16 protein-coding genes are annotated in these 15,099 nt (G+C 65.2%); 7 read left to right on the top strand and 9 right to left on the bottom strand.

Features of this window, described 5'->3' with window-relative positions; translation table 11 throughout:
* Positions 1 to 68: 68 nt before the first annotated feature.
* Positions 69 to 452 carry a winged helix-turn-helix transcriptional regulator gene (locus CIT37_RS06680; RefSeq protein WP_095425179.1) on the top strand — a complete coding sequence of 128 codons (384 nt, stop codon included), beginning with the start codon at positions 69 to 71 and terminating at the stop codon, positions 450 to 452.
* Positions 453 to 541: 89 nt separating this feature from the next.
* Here the strand turns inward: CIT37_RS06680 and CIT37_RS06675 are convergent, their stop codons facing one another.
* The 4 genes from CIT37_RS06675 to hemH all read right to left on the bottom strand — a co-directional run bounded on the left by CIT37_RS06675 (position 542) and on the right by hemH (position 4,292).
* Positions 542 to 985: an NfeD family protein gene (locus tag CIT37_RS06675; RefSeq protein ID WP_028140000.1), complete on the bottom strand. Its 444-nt coding sequence runs from the start codon at positions 983 to 985 to the stop codon at positions 542 to 544.
* A gap of 55 nt (positions 986 to 1,040) precedes the next feature.
* Positions 1,041 to 2,045 carry an SPFH domain-containing protein gene (locus CIT37_RS06670; protein ID WP_095425178.1) on the bottom strand — a complete coding sequence of 335 codons (1,005 nt, stop codon included), beginning with the start codon at positions 2,043 to 2,045 and terminating at the stop codon, positions 1,041 to 1,043.
* A gap of 221 nt (positions 2,046 to 2,266) precedes the next feature.
* A complete protein-coding gene (locus tag CIT37_RS06665) occupies positions 2,267 to 3,244 on the bottom strand; it encodes an ABC transporter substrate-binding protein (protein WP_028139998.1) in 978 nt (325 codons plus the stop codon).
* 10 nt (positions 3,245 to 3,254) lie between these two features.
* Positions 3,255 to 4,292 (bottom strand): ferrochelatase, encoded by a 1,038-nt coding sequence (hemH, locus tag CIT37_RS06660; RefSeq protein WP_038973462.1) that lies wholly within the window; start codon positions 4,290 to 4,292, stop codon positions 3,255 to 3,257.
* 83 nt (positions 4,293 to 4,375) lie between these two features.
* On the opposite strand from hemH, the gene CIT37_RS06655 reads away from it, so the two are divergent.
* Positions 4,376 to 4,774: an MAPEG family protein gene (locus CIT37_RS06655; protein ID WP_095425177.1), complete on the top strand. Its 399-nt coding sequence runs from the start codon at positions 4,376 to 4,378 to the stop codon at positions 4,772 to 4,774.
* Between the two features lie 110 nt (positions 4,775 to 4,884).
* Here CIT37_RS06655 and CIT37_RS06650 read toward each other — a convergent pair whose 3' ends face one another.
* Genes CIT37_RS06650 through CIT37_RS06640 form a run of 3 tightly spaced genes read right to left on the bottom strand, consistent with a single transcriptional unit; the run spans position 4,885 to position 8,731 of the window.
* Complete coding sequence (locus CIT37_RS06650; protein WP_085967885.1) at positions 4,885 to 6,021, bottom strand: nickel/cobalt transporter; 1,137 nt, start codon at positions 6,019 to 6,021, stop codon at positions 4,885 to 4,887.
* Positions 6,012 to 6,650: a DUF1007 family protein gene (locus tag CIT37_RS06645; RefSeq protein ID WP_028139995.1), complete on the bottom strand. Its 639-nt coding sequence runs from the start codon at positions 6,648 to 6,650 to the stop codon at positions 6,012 to 6,014. The genes CIT37_RS06650 and CIT37_RS06645 overlap by 10 nt, the downstream gene beginning before the upstream one ends.
* Positions 6,650 to 8,731 (bottom strand): M3 family metallopeptidase, encoded by a 2,082-nt coding sequence (locus CIT37_RS06640; RefSeq protein WP_038973460.1) that lies wholly within the window; start codon positions 8,729 to 8,731, stop codon positions 6,650 to 6,652. The genes CIT37_RS06645 and CIT37_RS06640 overlap by 1 nt, the downstream gene beginning before the upstream one ends.
* 138 nt (positions 8,732 to 8,869) lie before the next feature.
* On the opposite strand from CIT37_RS06640, the gene CIT37_RS06635 reads away from it, so the two are divergent.
* The 5 genes from CIT37_RS06635 to CIT37_RS06615 all read left to right on the top strand — a co-directional run bounded on the left by CIT37_RS06635 (position 8,870) and on the right by CIT37_RS06615 (position 13,717).
* The gene (locus CIT37_RS06635) at positions 8,870 to 9,124 is read left to right on the top strand and encodes a hypothetical protein (protein ID WP_018316184.1); all 255 of its coding nucleotides are present in this window, start codon (positions 8,870 to 8,872) and stop codon (positions 9,122 to 9,124) included.
* A 687-nt stretch (positions 9,125 to 9,811) separates the two neighbouring features.
* Positions 9,812 to 10,954, top strand: coding sequence for a type III PLP-dependent enzyme (locus CIT37_RS06630; protein ID WP_028139993.1), 1,143 nt, complete (start codon positions 9,812 to 9,814; stop codon positions 10,952 to 10,954).
* 129 nt (positions 10,955 to 11,083) lie between these two features.
* Positions 11,084 to 11,671 carry a GNAT family N-acetyltransferase gene (locus CIT37_RS06625; RefSeq protein ID WP_095425176.1) on the top strand — a complete coding sequence of 196 codons (588 nt, stop codon included), beginning with the start codon at positions 11,084 to 11,086 and terminating at the stop codon, positions 11,669 to 11,671.
* Positions 11,672 to 11,817: 146 nt separating this feature from the next.
* The gene (locus CIT37_RS06620; RefSeq protein WP_038950604.1) at positions 11,818 to 12,207 is read left to right on the top strand and encodes a RidA family protein; all 390 of its coding nucleotides are present in this window, start codon (positions 11,818 to 11,820) and stop codon (positions 12,205 to 12,207) included.
* 67 nt (positions 12,208 to 12,274) lie between these two features.
* Positions 12,275 to 13,717: a homospermidine synthase gene (locus CIT37_RS06615; protein ID WP_038950606.1), complete on the top strand. Its 1,443-nt coding sequence runs from the start codon at positions 12,275 to 12,277 to the stop codon at positions 13,715 to 13,717.
* Between the two features lie 124 nt (positions 13,718 to 13,841).
* Here CIT37_RS06615 and CIT37_RS06610 read toward each other — a convergent pair whose 3' ends face one another.
* Entirely contained in the window at positions 13,842 to 14,171 is a 330-nt protein-coding gene (locus tag CIT37_RS06610) for a hypothetical protein (RefSeq protein ID WP_152036325.1), read from the bottom strand.
* A 100-nt stretch (positions 14,172 to 14,271) separates the two neighbouring features.
* The gene (locus CIT37_RS06605; protein WP_028139988.1) at positions 14,272 to 14,988 is read right to left on the bottom strand and encodes an MgtC/SapB family protein; all 717 of its coding nucleotides are present in this window, start codon (positions 14,986 to 14,988) and stop codon (positions 14,272 to 14,274) included.
* Positions 14,989 to 15,099 lie beyond the last annotated feature (111 nt).

The raw sequence follows: 15,099 nt of genomic DNA, 5'->3' as shown, positions 1-15,099 counted from the left end.
CGTTTCCTTTGCTACATCTATTGTAGCAACATGCTACACTATCTGTAGCATGTCGCAAGAGGGTGGCGATGGCAAAACAGGCGGCATCACGAAGCGTCCGCGGCTCGCGCACCGGCCGGCCGGTCATGGCGCTGCTGGACCTGCTCGGACGGCGCTGGAGCCTGCGAATATTGTGGGAGTTGCGCGGCGAGCCCCTCACCTCCCGCGCCCTGCGCACCGCCTGCGACGACGCCTCGCCGACAGTGCTGCAAGCGCGCCTGACGGAGTTGCGCGAGGCGGGGTTCGTGGAGCTTGGCGAAGGCGGAGGTTATGGGCTGACGCCGCTCGGGCGGGAATTGTGCGAGACGTTCATGCCGCTGCACCGGTTTGCGGAGAGGTGGAAGGACTCTTCCCCTTCTCCCCGCTTGCGGGGAGAGGGTCGGGGTGAGGGGGAGCCTCCGCGCAAACGGTGAGAGACGGACTCGCGGAGAGTCCGCTCACCCGGATTGAATCTGCGATGCAATCCCGCCTCTCCCCGCAAGCGGGGAGAGGCGAAGAATCCTCACGCCGCGGCCACTGTCAGGTTCGCACCGTCCACCTGCACCACCTTCACCCGCGTCCCCGCCGGCGTATCCGGACCTGCGACGCGCCACACCGTGTCACCGATGCGCACGGTGCCGCTGCCGTCGATAATCGGCTTCTCCAGCGTGAACTCGCGGCCGAGCAGTGCCTCGGTACGCTTGTTGAGGAACGGACTGGCGCTTGCATCCGGCTTCGGCCGCGCAAGGCGGCGCCATATCGGCACGGCGGCTGCGGCGAACACCGCGAACATCACGAGCTGGATCTGCCACGATAGGACGACGGTGAACGAAATCAGGCCGACGAGCAGCGCGGCGAGCCCGAGCCAGAACAGGAATATGCCCGGCGCCAGCACCTCCAGCGCCATCAGGATGAAGCCGAAGATCAGCCAGTTCCAGGTGCCGAGCGATACGAACATGTCGGTCATGATACGACCTTCCATCATGGTGCATGCCCCTGCCTGAAGGGACATGCGCCGGGGACTATCCCTGCCGCGGCGGCACCGTCGGCGGCGTGCTGCCGGTCGTCGGCACCGAGCCACCACGGCGGGCGGCGGCAGCGGCGGACGCCGCGCTTTCGCCGAACGTTGCTTTCGCGATCTCGCCGATGCCGGCGAGCGAGCCCAGCATGGAGGTTGCTTCCATCGGCAGCATGATGATCTTCTGGTTCGGCGCGTCCGCGAACTGGCCGAACGCCTTGATATATTTGTCGGCGATGAAGTAGTTCAACGCGGCGACGTCCCCCTTGGAAATCGCATCGCTGACCATCTGCGTCGCCTTGGCCTCGGCCTCGGCGGACCGCTCGCGCGCTTCGGCATCGCGGAACGCGGCTTCCTTGCGGCCCTCGGCCTGGAGGATCTGCCCCTGCTTGGCGCCCTCGGCGCGCAGGATTTCCGACTGGCGCTGGCCTTCGGCGGCGAGAATGTCGGCGCGCTTGACGCGTTCGGCCTTCATCTGCCGGCCCATGGCCTCGACCAGATCGGCGGGCGGCACGATGTCCTTGATCTCGATGCGGTTGACCTTCAGGCCCCACGGCGAGACCGCGGCATCGACGACACGGAGCAGGCGCTCGTTGATCTCGTCGCGATGCGACAGCACCTGGTCGAGATCCATCGCACCCATCACCGAGCGGATGTTGGTCATGGTCAGGACCGTGATCGCCTGGGTCAGGTTGGAGACCTCGTAGCTCGCCTTGGCGGCGTCGAACACCTGGTAGAAGGCAACGCCGTCGACCGTCACGGTGGCGTTGTCCTTGGTGATCACCTCCTGCTCGGGGATGTCGATCACCTGCTCCATCATGTTGATCTTGCGCCCGACGCGATCGAAATAGGGCACGATCAGATTGAGCCCGGGGCTCAGCGTCTGGGTGTATTTGCCGAACCGCTCGATGGTCCAGTCATAGCCCTGCGGCACCGTCTTGACGCCGGCGACCAGCGTGACGATGACGAGCAAAACCAGAACAATCGCGAAAATGTCGAAACCGCTCATATTTCCTCCAAGGCAGAAAAGCCCTTTCCCGCGCTGTCATTGGTCGGGAGCGCAACCCTACCGGTTCAGCGGTCGCAATTCACGTCGGTATCGATCCAATTCTGCACAAGACATCCAAACGGGGAAGGATCAAGATATGTATTTGTAGCGGGCCCTTGAAAGCGTGCAGCGGAAACCCAGCGGCAAAAATTAACGAATCCGAAGGCGCGCATTGGACGACTTCATTCGATCACGTCATTCGCTAGGGCAATGAGGCCCGGGTGAAGTGTGACGCCACACTCCCTGGCGGCCTTGAGGTTGACCGCGAGCTCGAATTTGGTGGGGTTCTGCACTGGCAGGTCGGCTGGCCGCGCGCCCTTCAGAATGCGGTCGATATAGTCCGCGGCGCGGCGGAGCTGCTCGGCGCTGTCGGTGCTGTAGGACATCAGCCCGCCCTCCTCGACGAAGGTGCGGCTCCAGAACACCGCGGGCACGCGCGCCTGCGCGATCGCCGCCAGAAGACCGCCGCGGTTGGCCATGGTGAAGAAGTCCGGCAACACCAGCAACCCACCGTCTTTCCGCAAGCCCAGCGCCGCGATCGAGGCCGCGTCATGCACCGGCGCGGGCTCGACCGCCACCTGAAGGGTCCGTGCCGCGTCCTCGATCGTCCGCAGCATCAGCGGCGCGAACGGCGCGGTGGCGGGATTGTAGACGACGACAACGCGGGACACCTTTGGCGTGACCTGCGTCAGCATCTCCAGCCATTTGCCGGCCAGCGGGCCGTCGTAATCGGTGAAGCCGGTGACGTTGCCGCCGGGATGCGCGAGGTTTTCGACAAAGCCCTGGCTGACGGGATCGGTGACGACGGCGAACACGATCGGGATCGTCGTGGTGCGCTGGCGCAGCTCCTCGACCGAGGGCGTGCCGACCGCGAGCAGGACGTCGGGCCTGAGCGCGATCAGCTCGTCGGCAAGCTGCGCGATGCGGGCGCGGTCGCCGCCACCGCTGCGCCAGTCGATCTTGAGGTTGTCGCGCTCTTTCAGGCCATGTCCGGCGAGCGCCTTGACCAGGACCATGCTGCGGGTCTGGCCGATCGCATCATCGGCAGCCGTGACCGAGAGCACGCCAAGCCGACGTGCCGCGTTCGGCTGTTGCGCCAGGACCGGGACCGGCAGCGCCGCGATCATCCCAAGAAACGCCAGACACTCACGGCGGTTCATGGGACGCCCATCAGATCCAGCCCTGAAGCTCGCGCAGCACCAGGGTGCGGATCACGTCCATGCCCGGGTCACTGTCGTTGAGGCAGGGGATCGCGGAAAACTGCTCGCCGCCATTGTGCTTGAAAATCTCGGCGTTCTCCTGCGCGATCTCCTCCAGCGTCTCCAGGCAGTCCGCGGAAAAGCCCGGCGTCACCACCGCGAGGCGGCGCACGCCTTCCTTCGCGAGCCGCTCCATGGTCTTGTCGGTGTAGGGCTGGAGCCACTCGGCATTGCCGAAGCGCGACTGGAAGGTCAGCAGCAGCTTCGTCTCGTCCATGCCGAGCCGGCGACGCAGCGCCTCGGTGGTGGCGATGCAGTGCTGCTGATAGGGATCGCCCTTGTCGACATAGGATTTCGGCATGCCGTGGAACGACGCCACGATCAGCTCCGGCTTGAAGGACAGCGTTGCCAGATGCGTCTCGATCGAGACGGCAAGCGCCTCGATATAGGCCGCGTCCTCGTAATAAGGCGGTGTTACCCGCAGCGTCGGCTGGTTACGCAAACGGGCGAGCACGCGGAACACTTCGTCGCAGACGGTCGCCGAGGTCGAGGCGGAATATTGCGGATAGAGCGGGACCGCCAGGATGCGCTCGCAGCCTTTCGCGATCAGTGCGTCGATGCCCGACTTGATCGAGGGATTGCCGTAGCGCATCGCCCAGTCCACCACGACGTGGGTCCGGTCCGACAGGGCGGCGGCCAGCTTGTCGCTCTGCGACCGCGTGATGGTCTTCAGCGGCGACTCGTTCTGCTCGGTGTTCCAGATCTTCTGGTAGTCGAGCGCCTTGGTACGGGGGCGGCTGCGCAGAATGATCCCGTTCAACACGAACTTCCAGACCAGGCCCTGATCCTCGATGACGCGGGCGTCCGAGAGGAACTCCTTCAGATACACCCGCACGCCCGGCGCATCGGCCGTGTCGGGCGTTCCGAGATTGATCAGGAGCACGCCAGCGCGCGGCAGGGCGGATTGGGCGGCCGGTCTCGCGGCCTCGATGGGGACGACACTGGTCATGGCCCTGTGGGTCGCGCGTTGGTCCGAACTTGTCAAGATGAGGCGGGTTTCGCTAGGGTCGCACCCAGGCGGGGGAGGCAAAGATGACACTCGCGGAATGGTGCGTCTTTGGAGCGCTGCTGCTCTATCTGTTGACGATCGGCTCGATCAAATGGATCAGGTTTCGCCGCTTCGACAATTCCCGGCCGCGCGACCCCGCCTTCTACGAGGACGCGCTCTCGCAGCGCGCGCTCGGCGCGCACCAGAACGGCATCGAGACCTTCCCGTTTTTCGCCTTCGCGGTGCTCCTCGCCGAATTCAGGGATTCGCCGCAGCGGCTGATCGACGAGCTCGCGGCCCTCTTCCTCATCGTCCGCCTCGCTTATGTGCTGACCTATCTCGGCAACCGCCCGACGCTGCGCTCGATCCTCTGGAGCATCGGCTTTGCGATCAATCTCGGGATCTTCTTCATGCCGGCGCTGAAGCGGTTTCTGCCGGTGTGAGGTGCACCCTGTGTCCCGGACGCGATGCAGCGTACCGAGAGATGGGTCCCGGCTCTGCAGCGCACCGTCAAAGGGACGCTGCGCTGCGTCCGGGGCACGAGAAACTCGGCCTAGAAACACGTCGTCCGCTCGGCCGCGATGTAGCCGAACAAGAGGCCAGCGCCAAACAGCAGCACGACGCCGGCGGCGGCGAATTCGATGCCGCGCATGAACAGCGCGCCGCCGCCGTCGCGCCCGGCACTGAGGCGGGCGGCGATGTCCTTGGCGGAGACGGCGACGACCGCGATGGCCGCAACCGTGATCGCGGTGCCCAATCCCATCAGGAAGGTCGCTGCGATGCCGGCCCAGAACAGGCCCTGGGCGAGCGCGAACACCAGCACCAGGATCGCGCCCGAGCAGGGGCGGATGCCGACGGTCAGGATCGCCGCAAAGCCGCGCCGCCAGCCACCGGGGCCGGCGAGCTCGCTCGGCGTGGGGCCGTGGGAATGGCCGCAATGTTCGTCATGAACGTGGTCATGCCCGTGGTGGGCCGGGGCGTGCGCATGACCATGATCGTGGTGATGGTGATCATGTCCGTGATCGTGATGATCGTGGGCATCATGATGATGGTGATGACCGTGATCATGATCGTGCGGCACGCCGGCGATCGCCGGCAGCGGCTGGGCCGCCTGCAGCGCCCGGATGAAAATGCGGCCCTTGACCCAGACGAGACGCAGCCCGAACAACGCGATCAGGGCGTAACTCGCGATCTCGATCGCCCCTTCCGCCTTGCACATGGTCTTGGCGGTCGCGTTCAGCACCCAGGCCGAGATGCCGACGATGAGGATCGCGACCAGCGACTGCATCAGCGCCGAGGCGAACGACAGCGCGATGCCGCGCCGCGCGGTCTCGTGGTTGGCGACGAGATAGGAGGCGATCACTGCCTTGCCATGGCCGGGGCCGGCGGCGTGGAAGATGCCGTAGGCAAACGAGATGAAGAGCAGTGTCCACACCGCCGAGCCGTCGGACTTGGCGGCGCGGATGGTCGCCGACATCTGCCGATAGAATTCCGACTGTTTGGCCAATAGCCAGCCGATGAGGCCGCCGGTCTCGGGCTGGGCCGCCTGCGCCGGCCGCGGCGCGCCAAAGGGGTTTTGCGCGAAGACATCGTGAAGCGCGGCATCGGCCACACCCACGACGAGGACAACGGCGGCGCAGACAAGAAGCCCGCGGGCAATCGGCGACTGAAGACGACCGATCAAGGACAATCCACCGTGATCTTGTTGGCGAACATCATGCCGAAATTCGAGTTCTCGCCGTTCATGAAGGTCTGCTCGTTGAGCTTCTGCGCGCTCGCGGTGCCGTCGCTCGGGCGCTCCAGCTTCATCTGGCAGCCGGCGGGCGCGCCGACCAGTTTCACCGGGCTTTCCTTGGCCATCTGGAAGTCGATGAAGAAGGAGCGGTCGAACACTTCGAGCACCAGCTGCTTGGACTTGACCGGGTTCTTCAGCGGCAGCGTGAAGTGCAGGGTCAGCACCGTATCCTTGTAGTCGAGGAAATAGTCGACCGGCTCCTGGAATCGCTCCTTCTTGCCGTCGGCTCGCGCAAAGGTGAAGTAAGCGTATTCCTTCAGCGACTCCACGTTGGTCTGCGCCAGCGGCCCGAGCTCCTCGCGCGTATAGGCGCCCTTGGTCTTGCTCTCGAGCCCCTGCACCGCATAGGCCGAGAACATGTCGTCGAAGGTCCAGGCGTGGCGAACGCCGGTGATCGAGCCGTCGGCGGCGTAGAGCAATTCGCTGGTCGCAGTGATCCAGACATGCGGATGCGCACGCGCCGTGCCCGCCGAGAGCGACAGGCCGGCGGCGAGCAGCAATCCGAACAAGGCGCGCATGCCCATCAGGCGGCCTTCGCGGCGTCGAGCAGGCCGCGCCGGCGGAGCAGCGCGTCGGGTTCCGGAGGACGGCCGCGGAAGGCCTCGTAGGCGGCTTCCGGATCCACCGATCCGCCCGAGGCGTAGATGTCGTCGTGCAGGCGCTTGGCGACGGCGGGATCGAAGATATCGCCGGCCTCCTCGAACGCGCCGAAGGCGTCGGCGTCCATCACCTCCGACCACATATAGCTGTAATAGCCGGCGGCATAATGATCGCCGGTGAAGATGTGACCGAACTGGGTCGGACGGTGGCGCAGCGCGATCTCCTCGGGCATGCCGATCTTCTCCAGCTCGCGTCTCTCGAAGGCGCGCACGTCGCTGGCCGCTTCGGCCGGCTGGGTGTGGAATTCGAGGTCGACCAGCGCGGAGGAGACGAACTCGACCGTGGCAAAGCCCTGGTTGAATTTTCGCGCGGCAAGGAACCGTTGCAGCAGCTCGTCGGGCAGCGGCTCGCCGGTCTGGTAGTGACGGGCGAACTTCTGCAGCACCTCTGGCCGCTCCTGCCAGTGCTCGTAGAGCTGCGACGGAAGCTCGACGAAATCGGTGAACACGGAAGTGCCCGACAGCGACGGATAGGTCACGTTGGAGAGCATGCCGTGCAGGCCGTGGCCGAACTCGTGGAACAGGGTGCGGGCATCGTCGGGCGACAGCAGCGAAGGCTCGCCGCCGGCGCCCTTGGCAAAATTGCAGATATTGAGAACCAGCGGCGCAACATCGCCGTCGAGCTTCTGCTGGTCGCGCAGCGAGGTCATCCAGGCGCCGGAGCGCTTCGACGGCCGGGCGAAGTAGTCGCCATAGAACAGCGCCTTGTGCTTGCCATCGGGGCCCTTGACCTCCCAGACCCGGACGTCGGGGTGCCAGACCGGAACGTCCTTGCGCTCCTCGAAGGTGATGCCGAACAGGCGCGTGGCGCAGTCGAAGGCGGCGGCGACCATGTGGTCGAGCGAAAGATACGGCTTGATCGCGGCGTCGTCGAAATTGGCGCGCTGAAGGCGCAGCTTCTCGGCGTAGAAGCGCCAGTCCCAGGGGGCGAGCTTGAAATTGCCGCCCTCTTCCGTGATCAGCGCCTGCATGTCGTCGCGGTCGGCAAGCGCCCGGGCGCGGGCTGGCTTCCAGACCCGCTCCAAGAGGCTGCGCACCGCGTCAGGCGTCTTGGCCATGGAGTCCTCCAGCCGGTAAGCGGCGAAGGTCGGATAGCCCAGCAGCTTGGCGCTCTCTTCGCGCAGCTTGAGGACCTCGACGATGGTTCCGTTGTTGTCGTTGGCATTGCCGTTGTCGCCCCGTGCGGTGAAAGCCTTGTAGACCTTCTCGCGCAGATCACGCCGGGCGGAGCTTTTCAGGAACTGTTCGACCGAGGATCGCGACAGCGTGACGATGGCCTTGCCTTCCATGCCGCGCTCTTCTGCCGCAGCCTTGGCGCTGGCGACGAAGCTCTCCGGCAGGCCCTGGCGGTCGGCCTCCCCGAGCTCCATGACCCAGTCCTGCTCGTCGCCGAGCAGATGATGGCTGAAGCTGGTGCCGAGTTGGGCGAGCCGCTCGTTGATCTCAGCCATCCGCGTCTTGGCCTCCTCGGAGAGGCCGGCGCCGGCGCGGTGGAAGCGGGTGTAGGTCCGCTCCAAGAGGCGAAGCTGCTCCGGAGCCAGATCCAGATTGGCACGGTTCTCGTGGAGCTGGGCGATGCGGCCGAACAGCACGGCGTTCATCATGATCGGATTCCAGTGCCGCGCCATCCGCAGAGAGACCTCCTTGTCGATCTCCAGGATGGCCGGGTTGGAATGCGCCGAAACGAGGTCGTAGAATACGGCCGCCACCTTGCTCAGCAGCTTGCCCGAGCGCTCCAGCGCGGTGATGGTGTTGGCGAAGTCGGGCGCGGCCGGATCGTTGGTGATCGCCGCGATCTCGGCCGAGTGGTCGGCGAAGGCCTGTTCGAAGGCCGGCAGGAAATGCTCCGGCTTGATCTCGTCGAAGGGCGGGGTTGCAAACGGCGTCACCCAGGCCTTCAGCAGCGGGTTGGTCTCGGAGTCCGTAATTTGGCGGGGTTCTGACATCACAAGTCCCGATTTCGTGGCTCAATTGTTGCGGCCAGCTATAGCACGCGATGGGGCTTTTTTGGGCCATTTGCCCTTGCTCCCGGCCGCCTTTTCGGGGAGATTGCGGCCCTCGACAGACCACGGATCCCTGAGCTCATGAACGCGCCTTCCTCGTCTTCCCGTCAGATCGCTTGGCCAAGCGTCATCACCGTCATCAGCGCCGCCATCCTGATCGGCGCGGAGGTGTTCGGCGCGGCCTTCGCCGGTGGCTGGGCACTCGCGATCCTGTTCGGGCTCGGCGACCAGGGCACGCACATCCTGCAGGCCGTGCTGTTCGCGCTCGGTGTGCTCGTGATGACCGCGTTCATCCGCGCGGCCCAGCGTGTCGAGCCCTTCACGAAGCGCCGCTGACGCTTCGCGTGCGCGAGAGACGCGCGCACGAGGCTTCAAGACTTAACGCCCGTTCATCTTCCGCGGCGCTCGCGCAACACCGCGCAAGCAGATGTTAGGCAATTCTGTTCTCAGCCTAAAAAAATTCTTGCGAAGCAGAGTCAAAACGCTTATGTGCGCTCTTGCCCAATTTCGCACGTGCCTGTGGTCGTGTGTCAGTCGGTAGGTATCCGGACAAGAGGCCGGACAGCCGCCAAGGGGTGAAGAAGCCGAGGGGCTCTTCGGAAGTGCGGAAGTCAGAAGACTGAAGGTCGCAAGGCCTGAAGGTCGGACGAGGAAGCAAACCCGGAGCGTCCAGCATCTCTCTCAAAGAGATGCCTTGTCGAAGGTGACTTCGCTCTTTGCAACCGTGACTGGCAGCCGGAGGCGAACCGGCGCACCCCGCTCTCAACGGGGGACGCGACTTAAAGCAACGACGGATCGGGCTTTTTTGGTCTCTACCGGCAGTCCAACGCCGGCGCGGGCTACTGAAAAGGCTTGTCCTTCATTGCCAGGTGTGCGGGCGGGAAATTCCCAACCAATCCACGGCAGCACAGTCTGATTTGAGTCTTTGGCTCGTCACGCCTCCATCGCGTGATCTGGCCGGGGCGCTTATCCGACGACATTTTTTGAACGGATCCCCGTCGCTGGGCCGTTTGGGAGAGTGCTATGACCGAACGTATTCAGGAATTCCTGCGCAACCGCCGCAAGGATGGCCTCGACACCGAGCCGTGCCTCGTCGTCGACCTCGAGGTCGTGCGCGACAATTACCAGACGTTTGCCAAGGCGCTGCCCGACAGCCGCGTGTTCTACGCCGTCAAGGCGAACCCGGCGCCGGAAGTGCTCGCGCTGCTGGCGTCCATGGGCTCCTGCTTCGACACCGCCACGGTCGCCGAGATCGAGATGGCGCTGGCCGCGGGTGCAACCCCGGACCGCATCTCCTTCGGCAACACGATCAAGAAGGAGCGCGACATCGCGCGCGCCTTCGCGCTCGGCATCCGGCTTTTCGCCGTGGATTGCGCCGCCGAAGTCGAGAAGGTCGCCCGTGCCGCTCCCGGCGCGAAGGTGTTCTGCCGCATCCTCTATGACTGCGCCGGCGCCGAATGGCCGCTGTCGCGCAAGTTCGGCTGCGACCCGGAAATGGCCGTCGAGGTGCTCGACGTTGCCAAGCGCCTGGGCCTGGAGCCGTGCGGCATCTCGTTCCATGTCGGCTCGCAGCAGCGCAAGGTGAAGGCGTGGGACCGTGCGCTGGCGATGGCCTCGCAGGTGTTCCGCGACTGCGCCGAGCGCGGCATCAACCTGTCCATGGTCAACATGGGCGGCGGCTTTCCGACCAAGTATCTGAAGGACGTGCCGCCGGTCGTGACCTACGGCCGCTCGATCTTCCGCGCGCTGCGCAAGCACTTCGGCAACCAGATTCCGGAGACCATCATCGAGCCGGGCCGCGGCATGGTGGGCAACGCCGGCATCATCGAATCCGAGGTCGTGCTCATCTCGAAGAAGAGCGACGAGGACGAGGTGCGCTGGGTGTACCTGGACATCGGCAAGTTCGGCGGTCTCGCCGAGACGATGGACGAGTCGATCCGCTACGCCATCCGTACTGCCCATGACGGCGCGGACATGACGCCGTGCGTGCTCGCGGGTCCCACCTGCGACAGCGCCGACGTGCTGTACGAGAAGAACCCGTATCCGCTTCCCGTCACGCTGGAGATCGGCGACAAGGTGCTGATCGAAGGCACCGGGGCCTATACGTCGACCTACTCGTCGGTGGCGTTCAACGGCATCCCGCCGCTGAGGACGTACCACATCTGATCCGCCTCTTTCTCTGAGGCCTGACGAACCCGGGAGCCGGCTTGCCGGCTCCTCCCTGACATTTCGATCTGACGACGTCTTGGACAGGCGTGCTGCGCGCACGCCGGTTCAAGCGGGGACTGACGCGCCATGACCGCTTTTCGGAAGCCACAAATCGCCCTCACCTCGAAAGCCGCTCCGTTCGTGATCCGCGCGGAGCGTGCTGCCGACGTCGCGGTGCGTGAAGCGCTGCTCGATGCCTGCTTTGGCGAAAACCGCCACGGCCGCACCTGCCAGCGCCTGCGCGACGGACGCGCGCCTGCCGCAGGCCTTGCCCTGTCGGCGGTGCGCGAGGGCAAGCTCGTGGGAACCGTGCGGCTGTGGCACGTCAGCGCCGGAGGCAGGCCCGCTTTGGTCCTTGGACCGCTGGCGGTAGACCCTGCCTGCCGCGAGCTCGGGATCGGCGCCGCGCTGATGCATCAAGCGCTGGCCGCCGCCCGGGCGCGCGGGCATCAAGCCGTCATCCTGCTCGGCGATGCCCCCTATTATGCCCGCTTCGGCTTCTCGGGCGAGAAGACCGGCGCGCTGGCGCTGCCCGGCCCGTTCGAACGCGACCGGCTGCTCGCGATCGAATTCCAGGCGGGTGCGCTCGATGGCGCCGAGGGGATGATCGTTCCGACCGGCGCGCCCCTGTCCAAACGCAGGGTCCTTCGCGCCCTCCATGCGCACGCGGCCTGAGGGATTGCCATGATGGTGACGACCGAAGCCGCGTAAAGCGGCAACGCTCGGCTGCGCCGTCCTGACGCCTGTTCTTTCGGGGTTGCGCAGGCCCGAGAAACGCCCTTTAACCCCGCGAAACACGCCTTTCAGTCGAGGTCCGAAACATGTCCCGTCGCCTCATCTCCACCGGCTCTCCGCTCGAGAAGACCGTCGGCTACAGCCGCGCCGTGATCGACGGTGAGTTCGCCTTCGTCGCGGGAACCACGGGCTATGACTACACCACGATGACGATGCCGGCCGATGTCACGAGCCAGTCACGCAACTGCTTCAAGACCATCGAAGCTGCCCTGAAAGAGGGCGGATTCGCGATGGCCGATATCGTCCGTGCGACCTATTACGTCACCGACGCCAGCACCATCGATGCCCACTTCGCCGTCTGCGGCGAGGTTCTCGGTGACATCAGGCCGGCGGCGACGTTGCTGGTCGTCAGCGCACTCGCCAAGCCCGAGATGAAGGTCGAGATCGAAGTCACCGCCAAGCGCCGCAGCATCTGACAAGCGCCGCAGCGCCTGATCCACCCCTCACCATTTGTTTGCCAGCACGTTCCGGAGAAACCATCCCATGAGCCCCGCCTCGCAGATCTACGCGAAGATCACCGGTCCCATCGTCATGGTCGGCTTCGGCTCCATCGGCAAAGGCACGCTGCCGCTGATCGAGCGGCATCTCGATTACGACAAGTCGCGCGTCACCGTGATCGATCCCAAGGACGAGGGCCGCAGGGCGCATTGCGAGAAGCAGAATGTGCGCTTCATCCAGAAGGCCGTGACAAAAGACAATTATCGCGAATTGCTGACCCCGCTGCTCACCGAAGGCGGCGGCCAGGGCTTTTGCGTCAATCTCTCGGTCGATACCGGCTCCACCGACATCATGGAGCTCTGCAACGAGCTCGGCGCGCTCTACATCGACACCGTCAACGAGCCCTGGCTCGGCTTCTATTTCGATTCCTCGAAGGGCCCGGAAGCGCGCTCCAACTACGCCCTGCGCGAAGCCACGCTGGCCGCCAAGCGCGCGCGCCCGGCGGGATCGACGACGGCGGTCTCCTGCTGCGGCGCCAATCCCGGCATGGTCTCCTTTTTCGTCAAGCAGGCGCTGCTCAACGTCGCCGCCGATCTCAAGCTCAATGCCCCCAAGCCCAAGACCAAGGCCGAATGGGCGGATTTGATGCGGCAGGCCGGCATCAAGGGCATCCACATCGCAGAGCGCGACACCCAGCGCTCCAAGAAGCCGAAAGAGCCCGACGTCTTCGTCAACACCTGGTCGGTGGAAGGTTTCCTGTCGGAGGGCGTGCAGCCGTCCGAGCTCGGCTGGGGCACCCATGAAAAATGGATGCCCGAGAACGCGCGGACCCACGAAGCCGGCTGCGGCGCAGCGATCTATCTGATGCAGCCCGGCGCCAACACGCGCGTTCGCACCTGGTGCCCGACCCGCGGCGCACAATATGGCTTCCTCGTCACCCACAACGAGTCGATCTCGATCGCCGATTACTTCACCGTGCGCGACGCATCGGGCACGGCGGTCTATCGGCCGACCTGCCACTATGCCTATCATCCGGCCGACGATGCCGTGCTGTCGCTGCATGAAATGTTCGGCCGCGCCGCGAAGATGCAGGAGAAGCACCACATCCTCGACGAGAACGAGATCGTGGACGGCATCGACGAGCTCGGCGTGCTGCTGTTCGGCCACGACAACAATGCCTACTGGTACGGCTCGCAGCTCTCGATCGAGGAGACCCGCAAGCTCGCGCCCTACCAGAACGCCACCGGCCTGCAGGTGACCTCCGCCGTGCTCGGCGGCATGGTGTGGGCGCTGGAAAACCCGAACGAAGGCATCGTCGAAGCCGACGAGATGGATTTCGATCGCCTGCTGGAAATCCAGCTGCCCTATCTCGGCCCGGTCAAGGGTTTCTACACCGACTGGACGCCGCTGACGGATCGCCCGGGACTGTTTCCGGAAGACATCGACACCAGCGATCCCTGGCAGTTCCGGAATATTCTGGTGCGGTGAAACGGCGCCTCTCTCCGCCCGTCATTCCGGGGCGGCGCGTAGCGTCGTGCCCGGAATCCATCGGGCGGCAGGGATCAATGGATTCCGGGTTCGCGCTATGCGCGCCCCGGAATGACGAAGAGACCTACTTCTTCTCGATCGGCGGCGCGATCTTCTCCGCCGGTGCCGGCGGCAGGGCCGGCTTGGTCGCCGCGCCTTGTGTCTGCGGCTCGGGGCGTGCAGGCTCGGGGGCGGGCGTGGTCGGCCGGTCGCCGCCGGGCTTGGCTTCCGCGGGCACCTTGCTCTGCTCGTCAGATGGGGTGCCCTGCAACGGCGGCGTTGCCTGCGCCAGCTGCAGCCGGCTCTCGGCGCGGATCTGCGCGATCGATAAGCCTGATATCACGACACCTGCTGCGAACAGCGAACAGGCGATCAGAAGGTCGAGTTTCAGTCTGCGCTTGTCATTGACCGTCATGTCGATCACCGCCTTTGTCCGCGGGATCAACGAAATGGCCCGACCAGGGTTCCGTTCCCGGCAAGGTGGAACTGCGCGCCTGCGCGCCAAAACGCCGCGCTTACTCCGTCGTGCTGACTTCCCAGGTCGCGTGGCGCACGCCCGGCAGGTGCTGGAGATCGGTCGCAACGGTGTTCAACTCGTTCGGATCGACCGCGCTCGCGACCAGCTTCGCCACAATCTCGAGCATGTCCTCGCCGATCTCGACGACCTCGATACCCGCCACCGGATATTTCGCGGCTTCGAGCTTGTCGACGAGCCGGTCGCGCATCTCGGGCAGGGCGTCGGCCGCAACCGCGAGCTTGAAATAGTAGGTCGCCTCGGAGGCCTTCTCGTTCAGCGGGATGCGGTTGATGGCATTGACCAGCGGGCGCAGCATGGTGTTGCCGGCGATGACGAACACAGTCAGCGCGGCCGCCTGCGCGATCATGTCGGCGCCGGCGCAGGAGCCGACCGCGGCCGAGGCCCACAGCGTCGCCGCGGTATTCAGCCCGCGGACGTCCATGCCCTGCTTCATGATGACGCCGGCGCCCAAGAAGCCGATGCCGGAGACGACGTAGGAGATCACGCGCACCGCGCCGTCGGCGCCGGTCAGATGCATGGCGAGATCGACGAACGCGGCGGCGCCGACCGCGACCAGCACGTTGGTGCGCAGGCCCGCGGTGCGCTGGCGATATTGCCGCTCGGCGCCGATCAGCGTGCCCAGTACGAAGGCCGTGAACAGGCTGACCAGCGTGTCGGCAAAATCAGCAATCTGGAAGGTCGTTAGAAATCGCATCTATTCGCGCCGCCATTGAGGATGCGGTAGGGTGGGCAAAGGCGCGCTCTTCGCGCGACGTGCCCACCACTATTGTTTCGCGGAGAGATCGTGGGCACGGCGCAAGGGCGC

The organism is Bradyrhizobium ottawaense (assembly GCF_002278135.3).
Lineage (GTDB): Bacteria > Pseudomonadota > Alphaproteobacteria > Rhizobiales > Xanthobacteraceae > Bradyrhizobium > Bradyrhizobium ottawaense.
The sequence above is the reverse complement of the archived record's forward strand: the minus strand, read 5'-3'. Positions and strand labels throughout refer to the sequence as shown.